Raw genomic sequence first — 14,788 nt, 5'->3', positions numbered from 1 at the left:
TTCGCCTATTGTATCTCTACTTCTATGTTAGTGACCTCGCCAGGATTCAAACCTGGAACCTTCTGAGCCGTAATCAGATGCGCTATTCAGTTGCGCCACGAGGCCTTTTGTACATTTGTTATTACTCAAATGCGGGTGCAAATATAATATTTTTTATTAAAAACAACCCATGATTTTTAAAAAAATATAAAAGCTTACTTTTACTCTATGAAAAACATTCTTCAACAGAAACTTGCTTATCTTTTCCCTACAGCTCTCCTCCAAGAACTTTCTGAAGTAGGGAAATTAGCTCATTACACTAAAAATGATATCATTATGGATGTAAATCAAGAGTTACATTCGGTTCCTTTGGTTATAAGTGGTAGTGTAAAAGTGCTTCGAGAAGACATTAATGGAAACGAACTCCTCCTTTATTTTTTAGAAGAGGGAGATACTTGCGCCATGTCTCTTACCTGTTGCCTAAAACATTCTAAAAGTAAAATTAGAGCTATTGCAGATATAGATTCTGAAATTTTATTTATCCCTGCTGAAAAAATGAATGAATGGTTTGAAACAGAACCTAGTTGGCGGAATTTTATTTTGGAAAGCTACCAAATTAGATTTAACGAAATGCTCGAAACCATAGATACTTTAGCATTTTTAAAAATGGATGAACGACTGCATAAATACATAATAGACAAGATAAAGGTTCAAGGACACACATTATTACACATTACCCATCAAGAAATAGCGGAAGATTTAAACACCTCTAGAGTTGTTGTCTCAAGACTTTTAAAACAACTTGAAAATCAAAATCTCATAAAGCTCTTCAGAAATAAAATAGAGGTCTTAAAGTTTTAGTATTTGTACTTTTTTGATTTTTAAATCGCATATTTCCCAGTTCTAGGCTTTAAAATGTGCCACTAAGTAACATTCGTTACAAAGCCTCTTATGGAATAAAATTACCTTTGCTTAAATAATTAGTAACAAAATGGATCTTATATTACAACCTTGGCCGTGGTATATTACTGGCCCACTTCTGGCTATTGTTATGTTTTTACTTATTTACTTCGGAAAAACATTCGGTATGTCTTCTAATCTCAGAACTTTTTGTGCCATGGCTGGTGCAGGAAAGAAAAGCGACTTTTTCAAAATAGATTACAAAACCCAAAAATGGAATTTAATGGTGGTTTTTGGTGCTGTTATAGGTGGTTTTATAGCTCATTTTTTTCTTTCAAACGAAACTAATATTCAACTCAATCCACATACTATTGAAAAGCTTCAATCTTTTGGCTTCGAAAATATTGGGAAAGCTCTAGTCCCTCCAGAAATTTATAATTGGGATGCCGTTTTTTCTATCAAAGGAATATTAATTCTCGTTATTGGAGGTTTTTTAGTTGGTTTTGGCACTAGATATGCTGGCGGATGTACTTCTGGTCATGCTATAACAGGATTGAGTAATTTACAAATTCCATCGCTTATTGCCGTAATCGGTTTTTTTATTGGTGGGCTTATTATGACTCATTTTATTCTTCCCTTAATTTTTTAAACTGATAAAAATGAAATACTTAAAATTTATATTGACTGGAATTTTCTTCGGAATTGTACTGGTAAAATCTGAAGCTGTTTCTTGGTATCGGATTTTTGAAATGTTCAGATTTGAATCGTTTCATATGTATGGAATTATAGGAAGTGCTGTTATTACAGGCATTATCCTTGTCCAAATTGCTAAAAGAAAAAAAATTAAAAATATTGAAGGGGTTCCTATACATCCAACTCCAAAAGATAAAAGCATTACTCGCTACCTCCTAGGTGGTCTATTATTCGGTCTTGGTTGGGCACTTGCTGGAGCTTGCCCCGGACCAATGTACATTCTAGTTGGTACTGGTGCTTTCTCTATGTTAATTGTTATTATTGCAGCCACTTTTGGAACTTTTGTTTACGGATTGATTAAAAATAAACTCCCTCATTAACCTTATGGATAGTATTTTTGGATATTTTGGAGCTCTATTTATCGGACTAATTATTGGATTATTAGGTGGTGGTGGTTCTATTTTAACAGTACCTTTACTCGTTTACCTATTAGCCTATAATCCAGTAGTAGCCACTGCATATTCTCTTTTTGTTGTAGGTTCTTCCTCATTAATTGGCGCTATTCAGAAGTATAAAAATGGTAATGTAGCTATTAAAACAGGACTCGCTTTTTCTTTTCCTTCTTTTATAGCGGTATATGCTTCACGCAGGTTTTTAGTTCCAGCTATTCCCGATAAACTATTTACTACCCAAAACTTTATTTTCACTAAAGACATCCTCATTATGGTCTTTTTTGCAATTATTATGCTAATTGCATCTATTTCCATGATTAAAAAAAGAAAACGCAACTTAAAAAGTCTACATTATAAACAACCCTATTACAAAACTTTTTTACAAGGTTTGGCTATTGGTATTATAACGGGGTTAATAGGAGCTGGTGGCGGATTTTTATATGTACCTGCGCTCGTATTGTGGGCAAATTTACCCATGAAAAAAGCTGTTGGAACTTCGTTAGTAATTGTAAGTTTTAATTCGCTTATAGGTTTTACAGGAGATATGCAAACTCTAGAAATCGACTGGAATTTTCTTTGGTTATTCACTTCTCTTACAATAGTCGGGGTAATTATAGGTGGGCGTTTGTCTAATTTTATCCCTAATACAGTACTAAAAAAAGGTTTTGGCTATTTAATTTTACTGATGAGTTTTTATATTCTCTTAAAAGAACTTTATCAGTAATCCTTAGGTAGGATATGTAACATAGATCACATTTAGAAATGAAGTAGTTTCGTATCTTTGAACAAGAAATTTATACAATAATCTGATTTAAAATAAAATACTAAATCAGTAATAAAATAAATAATGAAAATAGAACAAATATATACTGGATGTTTAGCGCAAGGGGCTTATTATATAGAGTCTGAAGGAGAAGTTGCTATAATTGACCCTTTGAGAGAAACGGCTCCTTATCTAAAACGAATTGAAAAAGAAAATGCTAAAGTAAAATACATTTTTGAAACACATTTTCATGCTGATTTTGTTTCTGGACATGTTGATTTAGCTGAAAAAACAGGTGCTACCATTGTTTATGGTCCTAATGCAAAAACTAGTTACGATATTTACCAAGCTAAAGACAATGAAACCTTTAAACTTGGTAAGGTTACTATAAAAGCACTCCATACACCTGGACATACCCTTGAGTCTACCACGTATTTATTGATTGATGAAGATGGAAAAAATCATGCATTATTTACTGGAGATACGCTTTTCCTTGGAGATGTTGGTAGACCAGATTTGGCAATAAAACAAGATATTACTAAAGAGGATTTGGCAGCAATGTTATTCGATTCTTTACGCAATAAAATTATGCCTTTAGCAGACAATGTTATAGTATATCCTGCACATGGTGCTGGTTCTGCCTGTGGGAAAAACCTTAGTAAAGAAACCGTTGATACCCTAGGAAACCAAAAGAAAACAAACTACGCCCTCCGTGCCGATATGACTAAGCAGGAATTTGTAGATGAAGTTTTAGACGGAATAATGCCTCCACCTCAATACTTCTCTAAAAATGCAATGCTCAATAAAGAAGGGTATAGCACTTTTGATGATGTACTTGAAAAAGGAGACGTGCCACTTTCTCCAGAAAAATTTGAACTAATTGCAAATCAAGAAGTCGCCTTGGTGCTAGATGTACGCACACAAGATGAGTTTTTAAAAGAACATATTCCAAACTCAATCTTTATTGGACTCAATGGTTCTTTTGCTCCATGGGTAGGTGCTTTAATAACCGATTTAAAACAACCTATTCTTTTAATAGTTCCTGAAGGAAAATCCAAAGAAGCAGTTACCAGACTTTCAAGAGTTGGTTATGATAATACTTTAGGATATTTAGATGGCGGAATTGAAAATTGGAAAAAAGCTAGCAAAGAAGTAGCTACTATCAACTCTATAACTGCAGAAACTTTTCAAGAAGAGTACAACAATTCTTTAAATATATTGGACGTTCGTAAACCAGGAGAGTACGAATCGGAGCACCTAGAAAAAGGGATAACTTTTCCTTTAGATTTTATTAATGAACATATGGGCGAGTTAGATAAAAATAAAAAATATTATGTGCATTGCGCTGGTGGCTATCGTTCTGCAATTGCTGCTTCCATATTAAAAGCAAGAGGTTTTGAAAACCTAGTGGATATAAAAGGTGGTTTTGGTGCTTTAAAAAACACAGAAATCCCTAAAACAAATTATTCATGTCCAAACTCTTAAAGCTTAAAAAGCTATAAACTATTAAAGAACAAAGCCCAGAAATTTCTGGGCTTTGTTCTTTATTTATATTTTTATAAAAAATTTTATTATGAAGAAAAACATGAGTCAAAAAGACAAGCTTATCCGTGTAATTATTGCTTTTGGAATAGCTTTACTTTTTTACTTTCAAATTATAAAAGGCATTTTTGGAGTAGCGCTAATGCTATTTGCTATTGCACTTTTACTAACTTGTTTATTCCGCTTTAGCATACTTTACAAAATAATTGGCATAAATACCAATCTCGACAAAAAAGAGAATAAATAACTAAACTATTTCCGCACTTAGCCCAGCTTGTAATAATTTAGAGCAACGAGGCTTTAAATCATCATAATCTCCTGTTTTTACAGTACATTTTCCTTTATAATGTACAATAATAGAACACTGCTCAGCTTGTTCTGGGGTATGATCGCAGGTAGCTACGAGCATATCAATTACATAATCAAATGTATTTACCTCGTCATTATAAAGTACAATTTCGTTCTGTTTTAATACTTCTTCGTCAAGTAATAATTCTTCTAAAATTTCTTCCTTCGTACTCATATTCAGTATTTTAAGCTAATTTAAAAATTTTACAGCAACCCAATGGTTCTTTTCAAGATTTTCAATAAATTTTAACGAAAATTCCTCACATCGTTCCTGTATTTGAGGTATATCGTCTTTATAAAAACCACTTAACAATAAAGTTCCTCCTTCATTTAAACAATTTACATAGGTTGGAATATCTGCTAAAAGTATATTCCTATTTATGTTTGCTATAATAACATCATACTTGTTTCCTTCTAATAAAGAGGCATCTCCTTCTAACACTTTTATATGCTTACAGTTATTGCGTTCAACATTTTCCAATGAGTTTAGGTAGCACCAATTATCAATATCAATAGCATCTAAATCTATAGCACCTTCTTTTTCAGCTAAAATTGCTAAAACTCCAGTTCCACACCCCATATCGAGTACTTTTTTATCTTTCAAGTCATTTTTCAGTAGAAACTGAATCATCATATGTGTGGTTTCATGATGCCCTGTTCCAAAACTCATTTTAGGCTCAATAACAATATCATATTTGGTAGTAGGCTTTTCATGAAAGGGAGCTCTTACTGTACACAGGCCATCTACTTCTATAGGGTGAAAGTTTTTCTCCCACTCTGCATTCCAATTCTGCTGTTCTATTTCTTTAAAATCAAATGTAATTTCAAACAAATCACTCTCTAGAATTTGAATATCTTCAAGTATTTCTGGTTTCCATTCTCCTTTTTGGATATAAGCTAGAACCCCTTCTTCATTTTCAACAAAACTTTCAAAACCAGCATACCCCAATTCAGCAATTAAAATTTCATTTCCTTGCGCTATTGGTGCTACTTTAAAAGTGTACTCTAGATATATCTGATCCATATATTCAATTAAAAAATTATTAGAAAAAATGAAGTCGAAAACTGTACAAAAATACAATCTTACGACTTCATTTAAAATATTGAGTTTAATCAACTACCTCGAGGCAAGCCTACGAGGTAGTTAAAGGAAAATAATTTAATCCATTTCGACGTAGAACCATTCGATATACTCAGAACAGGCTCTAGAGAGTAAAGCCCTCAATGAGGGATTTAAACTTTTTCTATTTCCTAGAAATGTCTAAAATTTGTTTAGATAGCTTTTACTATCCCAATAAAATCTTCTGCTTTCAATGCTGCCCCACCAATCAAACCACCATCTACATCTGGCTTAGAAAAAATCTCTTCTGCATTTGCTGGTTTTACACTACCACCATAAAGAATAGAAATACTATCGGCTAAGTCTTGACTGTACTTGTCGGCTAATGTTTTTCTAATAAATTCATGCATTTCTTGTGCTTGCTCTGGACTTGCTGTTTCTCCTGTACCTATAGCCCATACTGGCTCATAAGCCAAAACAATACGCTTCCAAGCAGCTGCTTCTAAATGAAATAGAGCATTTTTTAACTGACTTTCAACTAATTTAAAGTGATTATCAGACTTTCTATCCTCTAATTCCTCTCCAAAACAAAAAATAATATCCATTTCGTGTTTTATAGCAGTATCTACTTTTTTAGCAAGTAAAGCATCGTCTTCTCCAAAATAAGCTCGACGTTCTGAATGCCCTAAAATAACCGTTTTAATCCCTACACTTTTAAGCATAGAAGCAGAAATTTCTCCTGTATACGCTCCATTTTCTTCTTGGTGCATATTCTGTGCTACCACTTCTATGGCGCTATCTTTAAGAGCTTCATAAGCTGGGTATAGATTTGTATATGTTGGCGCTATTTTTACTTCTGCATCGGTAGCTGGTAAACTTTTCTTCAAATCACTAATTAAGGTTTGTGTTTGAGCAAGATCGTTATTCATTTTCCAGTTTCCAGCAACTATTTTTTTTCTCATTTTATTTTTTTTAAGTTGAATTTTTATTTTCATAACAAAAATATTAATTAAAGCCTATTTAAACGACTTCTTAACATCTTGTTACAATTAAGTTCTTATTGTTAATTTTCAAACTCAAAATCATGTGCATCTTTAAAATGCAATTTTTGAGTAATTGTTCCTTTTTGCAATTCCAATATAGCTGGATTTGAACGTATTATTGTTTTTACCGTAGTTAAATCGCAGAAGTAAAAGTCAAAATTTAATTGATACTTTTCTTTAAAAGGGGCTAACTGCTCTTCATTTGAAGCAGATAAACCTATTATTTTATACCCTTTAGACCTAGCTTCTTTTACAACTTCCATTATAGCTGTTAAACCTTTGATATTTGCTTCTTCTATATTTCTAGAAACTACCACCAAAACTTTATCCCATTCCATTATCTCCGAAGTATAGTCTGTGCCATTCAATTCCATCGTAAAATCATGAATTGGAGGCTCATACCCTTCTTGGAGTAACGTAGTTTGAACATCAATAAACTCTCCATCAACCGTTGGATAATCTCCTTCGGTACTTATTATTTTTTCTTCTCCGTTTACATTAAATTTCCAATCGTATTGATACACTGCCTCAGGAGCTCCTTCTGGCACTTCCATCCCTTCTATAATATTTACCCCTATTTTATATGGGCGAAAATCTACAACTGGCAAATGGTTGTACACATAATAGGCATATCCAGAACAAAATATTATAGCTAAAAAAGTAGCAAACCCTGCAAAGCTAAACTTATTAATATATACTCTTTTAAAGAATAATATTAAAATAAGTAGCAATAAGGCCACATCTTTAAAGAACGACTCCCAAGGGGTTAATTTTATAGCATCTCCAAAACACCCACAATCGGTAACTTTATTAAAATATGCAGAATAAAACGTTAAGAATGTAAAGAATATAATCATAAGGAGTAAACTCCAAACTGTAAATTTACGTTTAAAACCCACTAAAAGCATGACGCCTAGAACGGTTTCAAAAATCACTAAAAATATAGCTATAGCAAGTGCATAAGGCGCTAAAAACTCTAAATTTAATACACTAGGACTAAAATATTCTTCCAATTTAAATGAAAACCCTACTGGATCGTTTAATTTTATAAGTCCACTTATAATAAACAAAAACCCAACTAGTATTCTTGCAATTGAAACTACTATTTTACCCATTCTTTACTTTTTCTATTATTTTTAAATTCAGTTTTTATATGAAACTCATTATTAACTTTTCAACTCTTCAAGATGAATCATTGCAAAAACTGCATAATTAATCATATCTTGATAGTTTGCATCAATCCCTTCACTTACCAATGTTTTCCCTTTATTATCTTCAATTTGCTTTACACGAAGTATCTTTTGTAAAATCAAATCCGTCAAAGAACTTACACGCATTTCTCGCCAAGCCTCTCCATAATCATGGTTTTTATTTAGCATTAAATTCTTTGTCTGCTCAATATAAAAATCATACAGTTTTACAGCTTCATCAGTAGTTAAATCTGGCTGTACTGCTATCCCTTTTTCTATCTGAATAAGCGCCATAACGGAATAATTTATAATTCCGATAAATTCAGATATTTCGTCTTCATCTACTTTTCTAACACTATTTTCTTGAAGGGAACGAATACGTTGTGCCTTTATAAATATCTGATCTGTAAGCGATGGCAATCGTAAAATACGCCACGCACTTCCATAATCTTTCATTTTCTTTTCAAACAATTCACGACAAACACTAACTACCTCATCGTATTGTTTTGATGTATTTTGCATAAGTTTGATACTATTTTGCGTAAATTTCGCTTAAAATTTTCAATTGTTCAAAGTTAGCCCTTTAAACTTTATATTTTAAGCCCTTTTTAATGACAATTAACTGCAACGGAACCCTTATCGATATTTCAAGCCCAAAAGTAATGGGCATATTAAATACCACTCCAGATTCATTTTTTGATGGAGGAAAATACACCAATGATAGTCACATTTTAAATCGTGTAGAATCGATGTTAAATGATGGCGCTACTTTTATTGATTTAGGCGCCTACAGTTCTAGACCTGGAGCAAAAGAAGTTTCTGTTCAAGAAGAACTAAAACGCAGTGTTCCTACTACAGAACTTATTCTGAAAAACTTTCCTGAAACCTTACTCTCTATAGACACCTTTCGTGCTGAAGTTGCAAAAGAAGCTATTGAAGCAGGAGCGTGTATAGTGAACGATATTTCTGGCGGAACATTAGATCCTAATATGATTCCGACTGTAGGAAAACTTCGAGTTCCATATATTTTAATGCATATGAAAGGGAATCCAGAAACAATGCAAACAAAAATAACCTACCGTAATTTTATGAGAGAACTTCTTTATTACTTTTCTGAAAGAATAGCAGAAGTCAATGCTCATAAAATAAACGATGTGATAATTGATCCTGGTTTTGGATTTGCTAAAAACTTAGACCAGAATTATGAGCTAATGGCTAAACTAGATGTATTGCACATTTTAGGATTACCTCTATTAGTAGGAATCAGTAGAAAATCTATGATTTACAAACTATTAGAAACTGATGCTTCTCAAGCCCTTAACGGTACCACAAGTTTAAATACAATTGCTCTAAGCAAAGGTGCTAATATTTTAAGGGTGCATGATGTAAAAGAAGCTATGGAGTGTATCAAAATTAAGGAAATGATTGCCAAAAATAATTTCAGTATCTAATTGCTCTCAATATTTTACTGCAAAAAACAAACAGTCTGAAATTCATAAAAACATTTTAACCTCACTTAGTGAGCAATTCTATTTTTTACTAATCTAAATTTTATATTTTTACATAAAACCGAAGTACTTTGGAAATATTCGATTTTGTTGAGCTTAAAATTGTAGATATCATAGATATCTTCCTTGTTGCCTTTCTTTTTTACTACTTATACAAGTTGGTAAAAGGAACTGTTGCCATTAATATCTTTATTGGTATCGTTATAATCTATGTTATCTATTTACTTACCGAAGCATTAGATATGCGTATTCTAAGTAACATTTTTGGTAAATTTATAGGTGCAGGATTTTTTGCTTTGATTGTAGTTTTTCAGCAAGAAATTAGAAAATTCTTATTAATGGTAGGCTCTACAAACTTTAGTAAAAGAGGGATTATGAAGCATCTCAATTTTATGAAACACGACGGTTTGGGGGTAGATACAAATGTAGATGCCATAATTTCTGCTTGTGAAAAAATGAGCTCGAAACTTACTGGTGTACTTATAGTTATTGAAAGAAATAACTCTCTAGAATTTGTAAAACATACTGGAGACCACATGAATATTGAAGTAAATCAACCTATTTTAGAAAGCATCTTTTACAAAAATAGTACCTTACATGATGGCGCTGTTATTATTGAAGGAAACCGAATTGTGGCAACACGAGCAATCCTACCTGTTTCAAACGAACGAAACATTCCGCTTCGGTTTGGGTTAAGACATCGAGCAGCTATTGGAGTTACCGAAAAAACTGATGCTGTTGCTTTGGTTGTTAGTGAAGAAAACGGGCAAGTTTCTTATATTAAGAATGGAGAATTTGTTTTGTATAATGAATTCAACGAACTTAAGAAAATTATTATAGACGATCTTACATAAGATTTTAGATTTTTATCCTTACTCCCTTATTTAGATAGCTTCTTCAGCTAAAAATTGAACTTCGTATAAATTACGATAGTATCCATTTTCTTGTTTTAATAAATCTTCATGTGTGCCAGACTCCACTATTTTCCCTGCTTCCATTACAATAATCCGATCTGCTTTTTTAATAGTTGCCAAACGGTGAGCAATTACAATAGAAGTTCTTCCTTTAGTTATCTTATCTGTTGCTTTCTGAATTAATTTTTCTGAATGCCCATCTACAGAAGAGGTTGCTTCATCCAACACCAATATACTTGGATTACTTACATACGCACGTAAAAAAGCAATGAGCTGACGTTGCCCACTAGAAAGCATACTTCCTCTTTCTTTTACATTATAATGATACCCTCCAGGCAAGCTTTTTATAAACTTATGAATTCCTATATCTTTTGCTGCTTGGACTACATCTTCTTCCTTAATTGAAGGGTCATTTAGTGTAATATTATTTAAAATTGTATCTGCAAATAAGAAAACATCTTGCAAAACAACTGCTATTTGAGAACGCAGGGATTGTATGGTAAATTCGTTAATATTAGTTCCATCTGCTAAAATTTCTCCTGAATTAATTTCATAAAAACGATTCAATAAATTAATAATAGTAGACTTCCCAGCTCCTGTTGCTCCAACAATAGCAATAGTTTCTCCAGGTTTTGCTTCAAACGAAATTCCGTGTAAAACCTCTTCATTTTCAATATATCCAAAACGGACATTCTTAAAAGCAAGTGCTCCTTTTAAGTTTTCTGCGGTAAGATTTCCTTTATTTTCAATCTTACTATCGGTATCCAAAATATCAAACACCCTATTTGCAGCAACCATTCCCATTTGTAGGGTATTAAATTTATCGGCTATTTGTCTAAGCGGTCTAAAAATCATTGTAGCCAACATAATAAACATAAAAATGTTCCCTAAATCGCTGGCACCATCCATTACTGCACGTAACCCACCATACCAAACAATTAAACCCGTTGTTATAGCCGACATAAGTTCTACAACCGCTATAAAAATGGAGTTATACCAAACCGTGTTAATCCAAGCTTTTTTGTGTTTTTCGTTTATTACTTTAAATTGTTCGTATTCCTCTTTTTCTCTTACAAAAAGCTGAACTATTTTCATTCCCGTTAACCGCTCCTGAACAAAAGAATTTAAGTTTGAAACCTCTTTTCTCACTTCAATAAATGCTTTCTTCATTGCTTTTTGAAACAATCTAGTAGCATATAACATTAATGGAAGTACTGCAAACACTATTAAAGATAATTGCCAATCAAAATAAAGCATTACTCCAGCCACAACTATCATTTTTAGCAAGTCACTAACAATCATAAAAAGTCCGTCGCTAAAAATAGCTGCAATACGCTCAATATCACTTACAGCCCTTGTTACAAGTATTCCTACAGAAGAACTATCAAAATACTTCATTCTAAAACTAAGCATATGCTTAAATAGTTTTACCCGAATATCTTGAATTACCGATTGTCCCAACCAATTGGCATAATAAATAAATGAAAGCTGACTAATAACTTCTAAAAATAGCACAATCGTCATGTAAATCACAAACATCAAGAGTCCGTGACTATCTTTTGAAAGTACGTAATCGTCTATGGTGTATTTTAATAATATAGGACGAACAGAAGAAAATACTGAAAGTGAGATTGCCGCAAAAGCAACCCCAATAAATGTTAATCGGTATGGCCTTGTGTAACGCATTAAACGCTTAAAAAGTCCTAAATCAAATGTATTACCTGCTTTATCTTTACTCATTAATTTTTTTAATTGAATTGGGGTAGACCACTTCTGTTAAATAAAGTCCATGTGCTGGAACCGAGGCTCCTGCATTACTTCTATCTTTACTTTTTATAATTTCTGTTACTTCCTCAAGAGATATTTTTCCTATTCCAACATCCAACAAAGTTCCTACAATAGCTCTTACCATATTACGTAAAAATCTGTCGGCTGTGATATGAAAAACTAACAATTCTCCTTCACAAATCCACGCTGCCCTTTTTACATCACAAATATATGTTTTTACATCTGTGTTTGATTTAGAGAAACATTGAAAATCTTTATAATTTAATAATTCTGCAGCGGCTTTATTCATGGCATCTACATCTAAATCTGCCTTTATAAAGTGTGCGTACTTATTAAAAAAAGGATTCTTTTCTTGAACCAACCAATATTCATAACTCCGTTGTGTAGCATCAAAACGAGCATGCGCTTCATCTACCACTAAAAAAATATCCTTTATAGCAATATCATTAGGTAAAAAGCTATTCAGTTTATGCTTTAATATGGCAGTTTCTATAGCTATATTAACATCAAAATGAGCAAACATTTGCTTTGCATGTACTCCAGAATCGGTTCTACCGGCGCCCATTATCTGAGTTTCTGTTCTTAAAAGTGTAGAAAGTGCTTTTTCTAAAACTTCTTGTACAGAAATTGCGTTAGGCTGATTTTGCCACCCATGGTATTGTTGCCCATTGTAAGAAAGCTCCAAAAAATATCTCAAATCAAAATGCTATTTTTGTAACAAGCTACAAAGATACTCATTTTGATGGGAGTATTTTATTTTGAAAGTCCATAATGGGCATTTAATAGGCAATGACCAATACCAATCGAAATAATTAAATTACTAGAAAGCAATTAATTGTAAAACCAACTACCTCGAGGCAAGCCTTCGAGGTAGTCAAAGGAAAATAATTTAACCAATTTCGACGTAGAGCCCTTCGATAAACTCAGGGCAAGCTCTGGGGAATAAAACCCTCAATGAGGGATTTAAATAGATGAAACATCCATGTCTAATTTTTAAACACTCAGCTGAATGATTATTTGGATGTTCCATATGAACATTTAAAGACAATAAAAAAAACATATAAAACCCCTCATAAAGGGATTTATTATAGATAAGGTAAATGCCTCCGCAAAGGGGATGAATAAATCAAAGACTTTTTAAAACGTAATTATTTTATGCGAAAAATTCTTTTACTTTCAGACACACATAGTTATATAGACGATGCTATTCTAAAATATGTAAATCTAGCTGATGAAGTATGGCATGCCGGAGATATTGGCGACCTCCAAGTTACCGATGCTTTAAAAAAACTAAAACCTCTAAAAGCTGTTTTTGGAAATATTGATAATGACAAAGCACGATTAGAATTTCCAGAAAATAACCGCTTCTTTTGTGAAGGGGTGGATGTTTGGATTACACATATTGGAGGATATCCTAATAAATACGACCGTAGAATTAGAGAGGAAATCAAGGTAAACCCTCCTAAACTCTTTATTTGTGGACACTCGCATATCTTAAAAGTAATGTGGGATAAAAAGCTGAATTTATTGCATATGAATCCTGGTGCAGCTGGGAAACATGGGTTTCATAAAGTTAGAACTATGTTACGCTTTGTAATTGACAACGAACAAATTAAAGACCTTGAAATTATAGAACTCGAAAAACGAGTATAAATAAAGGTTAATCCCTGCTATATATTACTTATTTTCTAAAAAGATATTACTTTTACACTCTTTAAAAAAAATCATATTATGATCAGAAAAATTTTAACGGTTGTTGTTCTTACAGCAACACTTTTATCTCTAAACAGCTGTGATACACTTAACACTGCTGGAAACACAAGTCAAAACAGCAATGTAGCTTTAAACACTGTACAATCTGTTTTAAATAACGGAACACAAGAAGCTTTTTCGGTATTTGGCGACTCCAATGAATTTATGACTAATGCTTTGATTGATGCTGCCATGCCTCAAAAATTAAAAGATATCAACAATAAATTAGAATCTTTAGGACTTTCTAGTGTTGTTGCAAAGGAAAAAGCACTAATTAGCGATATTGCAAATGCTTCTATTACCACCGCAAGACCTATAGTTACTAAAGCTATAAATGAAATGACTACTCAAGATGCAATTGCTATTATTTCTGGTGGAAAAGATGCTGCAACGTCCTACCTTAAGGATAAAACTTACAATGATTTAACTACTGCTATTGCTCCAGTTGTTACCGATAAAACAGAAAGCTTAGGCATCAACTCCTTATTAAACAATGCGCTTGGAGGTAATAATAGCTCATTAAATGGAGTTTTAGGCGCTGTTTTAGGAACAGGAAGTACCGCCAGTGGTTCCGAGCAGTTAAACGATGCAGTAACCAAACAATTAGTAGATGGTTTATTTAATATTGTAGAACAAACCGAAAATAACGTACGTTCAAATCCTTCTACTATTTTAAACTCTGTTTTGAGTAATTAAAGAAGGAGCTAAATGTATTTCTACTTCAAAGGCTAAGAATATAGTTGTTAATATCAATAATTAAGACATCTTAGCAATCGAACATTTATTATGTTTTTATAGCATAAAAGCATATAAAATGATGATTTTAATTATTTTTTAGAATATTTATTATGAAATA

General features: G+C 32.5%; 17 protein-coding genes and 1 tRNA gene. 10 read left to right on the top strand and 8 right to left on the bottom strand.

Going from position 1 to position 14,788, the window contains the following annotated elements:
- Nucleotides 1–31 precede the first annotated feature (31 nt).
- Nucleotides 32–105: transfer RNA gene (locus AC13CQ_RS17820), tRNA-Arg, on the bottom strand.
- A gap of 102 nt (nucleotides 106–207) precedes the next feature.
- Here AC13CQ_RS17820 and AC13CQ_RS17815 point away from each other — a divergent pair.
- The 6 genes from AC13CQ_RS17815 (at nucleotide 208) to AC13CQ_RS17790 (ending at nucleotide 4,576) form a co-directional block, all read left to right on the top strand.
- Nucleotides 208–840, top strand: coding sequence for a Crp/Fnr family transcriptional regulator (locus AC13CQ_RS17815; RefSeq protein WP_008613286.1), 633 nt, complete (start codon nucleotides 208–210; stop codon nucleotides 838–840).
- 130 nt (nucleotides 841–970) lie between these two features.
- Nucleotides 971–1,528 (top strand): YeeE/YedE family protein, encoded by a 558-nt coding sequence (locus tag AC13CQ_RS17810; protein WP_008613287.1) that lies wholly within the window; start codon nucleotides 971–973, stop codon nucleotides 1,526–1,528.
- Between the two features lie 10 nt (nucleotides 1,529–1,538).
- Nucleotides 1,539–1,952, top strand: a complete 414-nt coding sequence (locus tag AC13CQ_RS17805; protein ID WP_474507519.1) for a DUF6691 family protein — start codon at nucleotides 1,539–1,541, stop codon at nucleotides 1,950–1,952.
- A 4-nt stretch (nucleotides 1,953–1,956) separates the two neighbouring features.
- Nucleotides 1,957–2,748, top strand: coding sequence for a sulfite exporter TauE/SafE family protein (locus tag AC13CQ_RS17800; protein ID WP_008613289.1), 792 nt, complete (start codon nucleotides 1,957–1,959; stop codon nucleotides 2,746–2,748).
- Nucleotides 2,749–2,871: 123 nt separating this feature from the next.
- Nucleotides 2,872–4,272, top strand: coding sequence for an MBL fold metallo-hydrolase (locus AC13CQ_RS17795; RefSeq protein WP_474507520.1), 1,401 nt, complete (start codon nucleotides 2,872–2,874; stop codon nucleotides 4,270–4,272).
- A gap of 88 nt (nucleotides 4,273–4,360) precedes the next feature.
- On the top strand, nucleotides 4,361–4,576 hold the full coding sequence (locus AC13CQ_RS17790) for a YgaP family membrane protein (protein ID WP_008613291.1): 216 nt from the start codon (nucleotides 4,361–4,363) through the stop codon (nucleotides 4,574–4,576).
- Here AC13CQ_RS17790 and AC13CQ_RS17785 read toward each other — a convergent pair whose 3' ends face one another.
- The 5 genes from AC13CQ_RS17785 to AC13CQ_RS17765 form a co-directional block, all read right to left on the bottom strand.
- A complete protein-coding gene (locus AC13CQ_RS17785; RefSeq protein ID WP_008613292.1) occupies nucleotides 4,577–4,852 on the bottom strand; it encodes an ATP-dependent Clp protease adaptor ClpS in 276 nt (91 codons plus the stop codon).
- Nucleotides 4,853–4,867: 15 nt separating this feature from the next.
- The gene (prmA, locus tag AC13CQ_RS17780; protein ID WP_474507208.1) at nucleotides 4,868–5,701 is read right to left on the bottom strand and encodes a 50S ribosomal protein L11 methyltransferase; all 834 of its coding nucleotides are present in this window, start codon (nucleotides 5,699–5,701) and stop codon (nucleotides 4,868–4,870) included.
- 248 nt (nucleotides 5,702–5,949) lie between these two features.
- Nucleotides 5,950–6,699, bottom strand: coding sequence for a triose-phosphate isomerase (gene tpiA / locus AC13CQ_RS17775; protein ID WP_008613295.1), 750 nt, complete (start codon nucleotides 6,697–6,699; stop codon nucleotides 5,950–5,952).
- 101 nt (nucleotides 6,700–6,800) lie between these two features.
- Nucleotides 6,801–7,895, bottom strand: coding sequence for a BT_3928 family protein (locus AC13CQ_RS17770; protein WP_474507207.1), 1,095 nt, complete (start codon nucleotides 7,893–7,895; stop codon nucleotides 6,801–6,803).
- Nucleotides 7,896–7,946: 51 nt separating this feature from the next.
- Nucleotides 7,947–8,492 carry a DUF1599 domain-containing protein gene (locus tag AC13CQ_RS17765; protein WP_008613299.1) on the bottom strand — a complete coding sequence of 182 codons (546 nt, stop codon included), beginning with the start codon at nucleotides 8,490–8,492 and terminating at the stop codon, nucleotides 7,947–7,949.
- 89 nt (nucleotides 8,493–8,581) lie between these two features.
- Here AC13CQ_RS17765 and folP point away from each other — a divergent pair, with 89 nt between their 5' ends.
- Together folP and AC13CQ_RS17755 are read left to right on the top strand one after the other, a co-directional pair.
- Complete coding sequence (gene folP / locus AC13CQ_RS17760) at nucleotides 8,582–9,421, top strand: dihydropteroate synthase (protein WP_474507206.1); 840 nt, start codon at nucleotides 8,582–8,584, stop codon at nucleotides 9,419–9,421.
- A gap of 128 nt (nucleotides 9,422–9,549) precedes the next feature.
- The gene (locus tag AC13CQ_RS17755) at nucleotides 9,550–10,332 is read left to right on the top strand and encodes a diadenylate cyclase (protein ID WP_008613303.1); all 783 of its coding nucleotides are present in this window, start codon (nucleotides 9,550–9,552) and stop codon (nucleotides 10,330–10,332) included.
- Nucleotides 10,333–10,362: 30 nt separating this feature from the next.
- On the opposite strand, the gene AC13CQ_RS17750 is transcribed toward AC13CQ_RS17755, so the two are convergent.
- Nucleotides 10,363–12,132 (bottom strand): ABC transporter ATP-binding protein, encoded by a 1,770-nt coding sequence (locus AC13CQ_RS17750; RefSeq protein ID WP_335587381.1) that lies wholly within the window; start codon nucleotides 12,130–12,132, stop codon nucleotides 10,363–10,365.
- Entirely contained in the window at nucleotides 12,125–12,877 is a 753-nt protein-coding gene (gene truA / locus AC13CQ_RS17745) for a tRNA pseudouridine(38-40) synthase TruA (RefSeq protein WP_456867641.1), read from the bottom strand. Before truA ends, AC13CQ_RS17750 begins: the two co-directional genes overlap by 8 nt.
- A 458-nt stretch (nucleotides 12,878–13,335) precedes the next feature.
- Here truA and AC13CQ_RS17740 point away from each other — a divergent pair, with 458 nt between their 5' ends.
- Complete coding sequence (locus tag AC13CQ_RS17740) at nucleotides 13,336–13,833, top strand: metallophosphoesterase family protein (RefSeq protein WP_008613308.1); 498 nt, start codon at nucleotides 13,336–13,338, stop codon at nucleotides 13,831–13,833.
- Between the two features lie 78 nt (nucleotides 13,834–13,911).
- A complete protein-coding gene (locus AC13CQ_RS17735; RefSeq protein ID WP_008613315.1) occupies nucleotides 13,912–14,628 on the top strand; it encodes a DUF4197 domain-containing protein in 717 nt (238 codons plus the stop codon).
- Nucleotides 14,629–14,788 lie beyond the last annotated feature (160 nt).

The organism is Galbibacter sp. L-19, from assembly GCF_056857615.1.
The sequence above is the reverse complement of the archived record's forward strand: the minus strand, read 5'-3'. Positions and strand labels throughout refer to the sequence as shown.

Bases quoted from the DNA above. Each gene is read 5' to 3' on its own strand.
- AC13CQ_RS17805 (WP_474507519.1), top strand. From the start codon at position 1,539: ATGAAATACTTAAAATTTATATTGACTGGAATTTTCTTCGGAATTGTA.
- AC13CQ_RS17810 (WP_008613287.1), top strand. From the start codon at position 971: ATGGATCTTATATTACAACCTTGGCCGTGGTATATTACTGGCCCACTT.
- AC13CQ_RS17795 (WP_474507520.1), top strand. From the start codon at position 2,872: ATGAAAATAGAACAAATATATACTGGATGTTTAGCGCAAGGGGCTTAT.
- AC13CQ_RS17770 (WP_474507207.1), bottom strand. From the start codon at position 7,895: ATGGGTAAAATAGTAGTTTCAATTGCAAGAATACTAGTTGGGTTTTTG.
- folP (WP_474507206.1), top strand. From the start codon at position 8,582: ATGACAATTAACTGCAACGGAACCCTTATCGATATTTCAAGCCCAAAA.
- AC13CQ_RS17800 (WP_008613289.1), top strand. From the start codon at position 1,957: ATGGATAGTATTTTTGGATATTTTGGAGCTCTATTTATCGGACTAATT.
- AC13CQ_RS17785 (WP_008613292.1), bottom strand. From the start codon at position 4,852: ATGAGTACGAAGGAAGAAATTTTAGAAGAATTATTACTTGACGAAGAA.
- AC13CQ_RS17740 (WP_008613308.1), top strand. From the start codon at position 13,336: ATGCGAAAAATTCTTTTACTTTCAGACACACATAGTTATATAGACGAT.
- AC13CQ_RS17735 (WP_008613315.1), top strand. From the start codon at position 13,912: ATGATCAGAAAAATTTTAACGGTTGTTGTTCTTACAGCAACACTTTTA.
- AC13CQ_RS17765 (WP_008613299.1), bottom strand. From the start codon at position 8,492: ATGCAAAATACATCAAAACAATACGATGAGGTAGTTAGTGTTTGTCGT.
- AC13CQ_RS17815 (WP_008613286.1), top strand. From the start codon at position 208: ATGAAAAACATTCTTCAACAGAAACTTGCTTATCTTTTCCCTACAGCT.
- tpiA (WP_008613295.1), bottom strand. From the start codon at position 6,699: ATGAGAAAAAAAATAGTTGCTGGAAACTGGAAAATGAATAACGATCTT.
- AC13CQ_RS17750 (WP_335587381.1), bottom strand. From the start codon at position 12,132: ATGAGTAAAGATAAAGCAGGTAATACATTTGATTTAGGACTTTTTAAG.
- AC13CQ_RS17790 (WP_008613291.1), top strand. From the start codon at position 4,361: ATGAAGAAAAACATGAGTCAAAAAGACAAGCTTATCCGTGTAATTATT.
- prmA (WP_474507208.1), bottom strand. From the start codon at position 5,701: ATGGATCAGATATATCTAGAGTACACTTTTAAAGTAGCACCAATAGCG.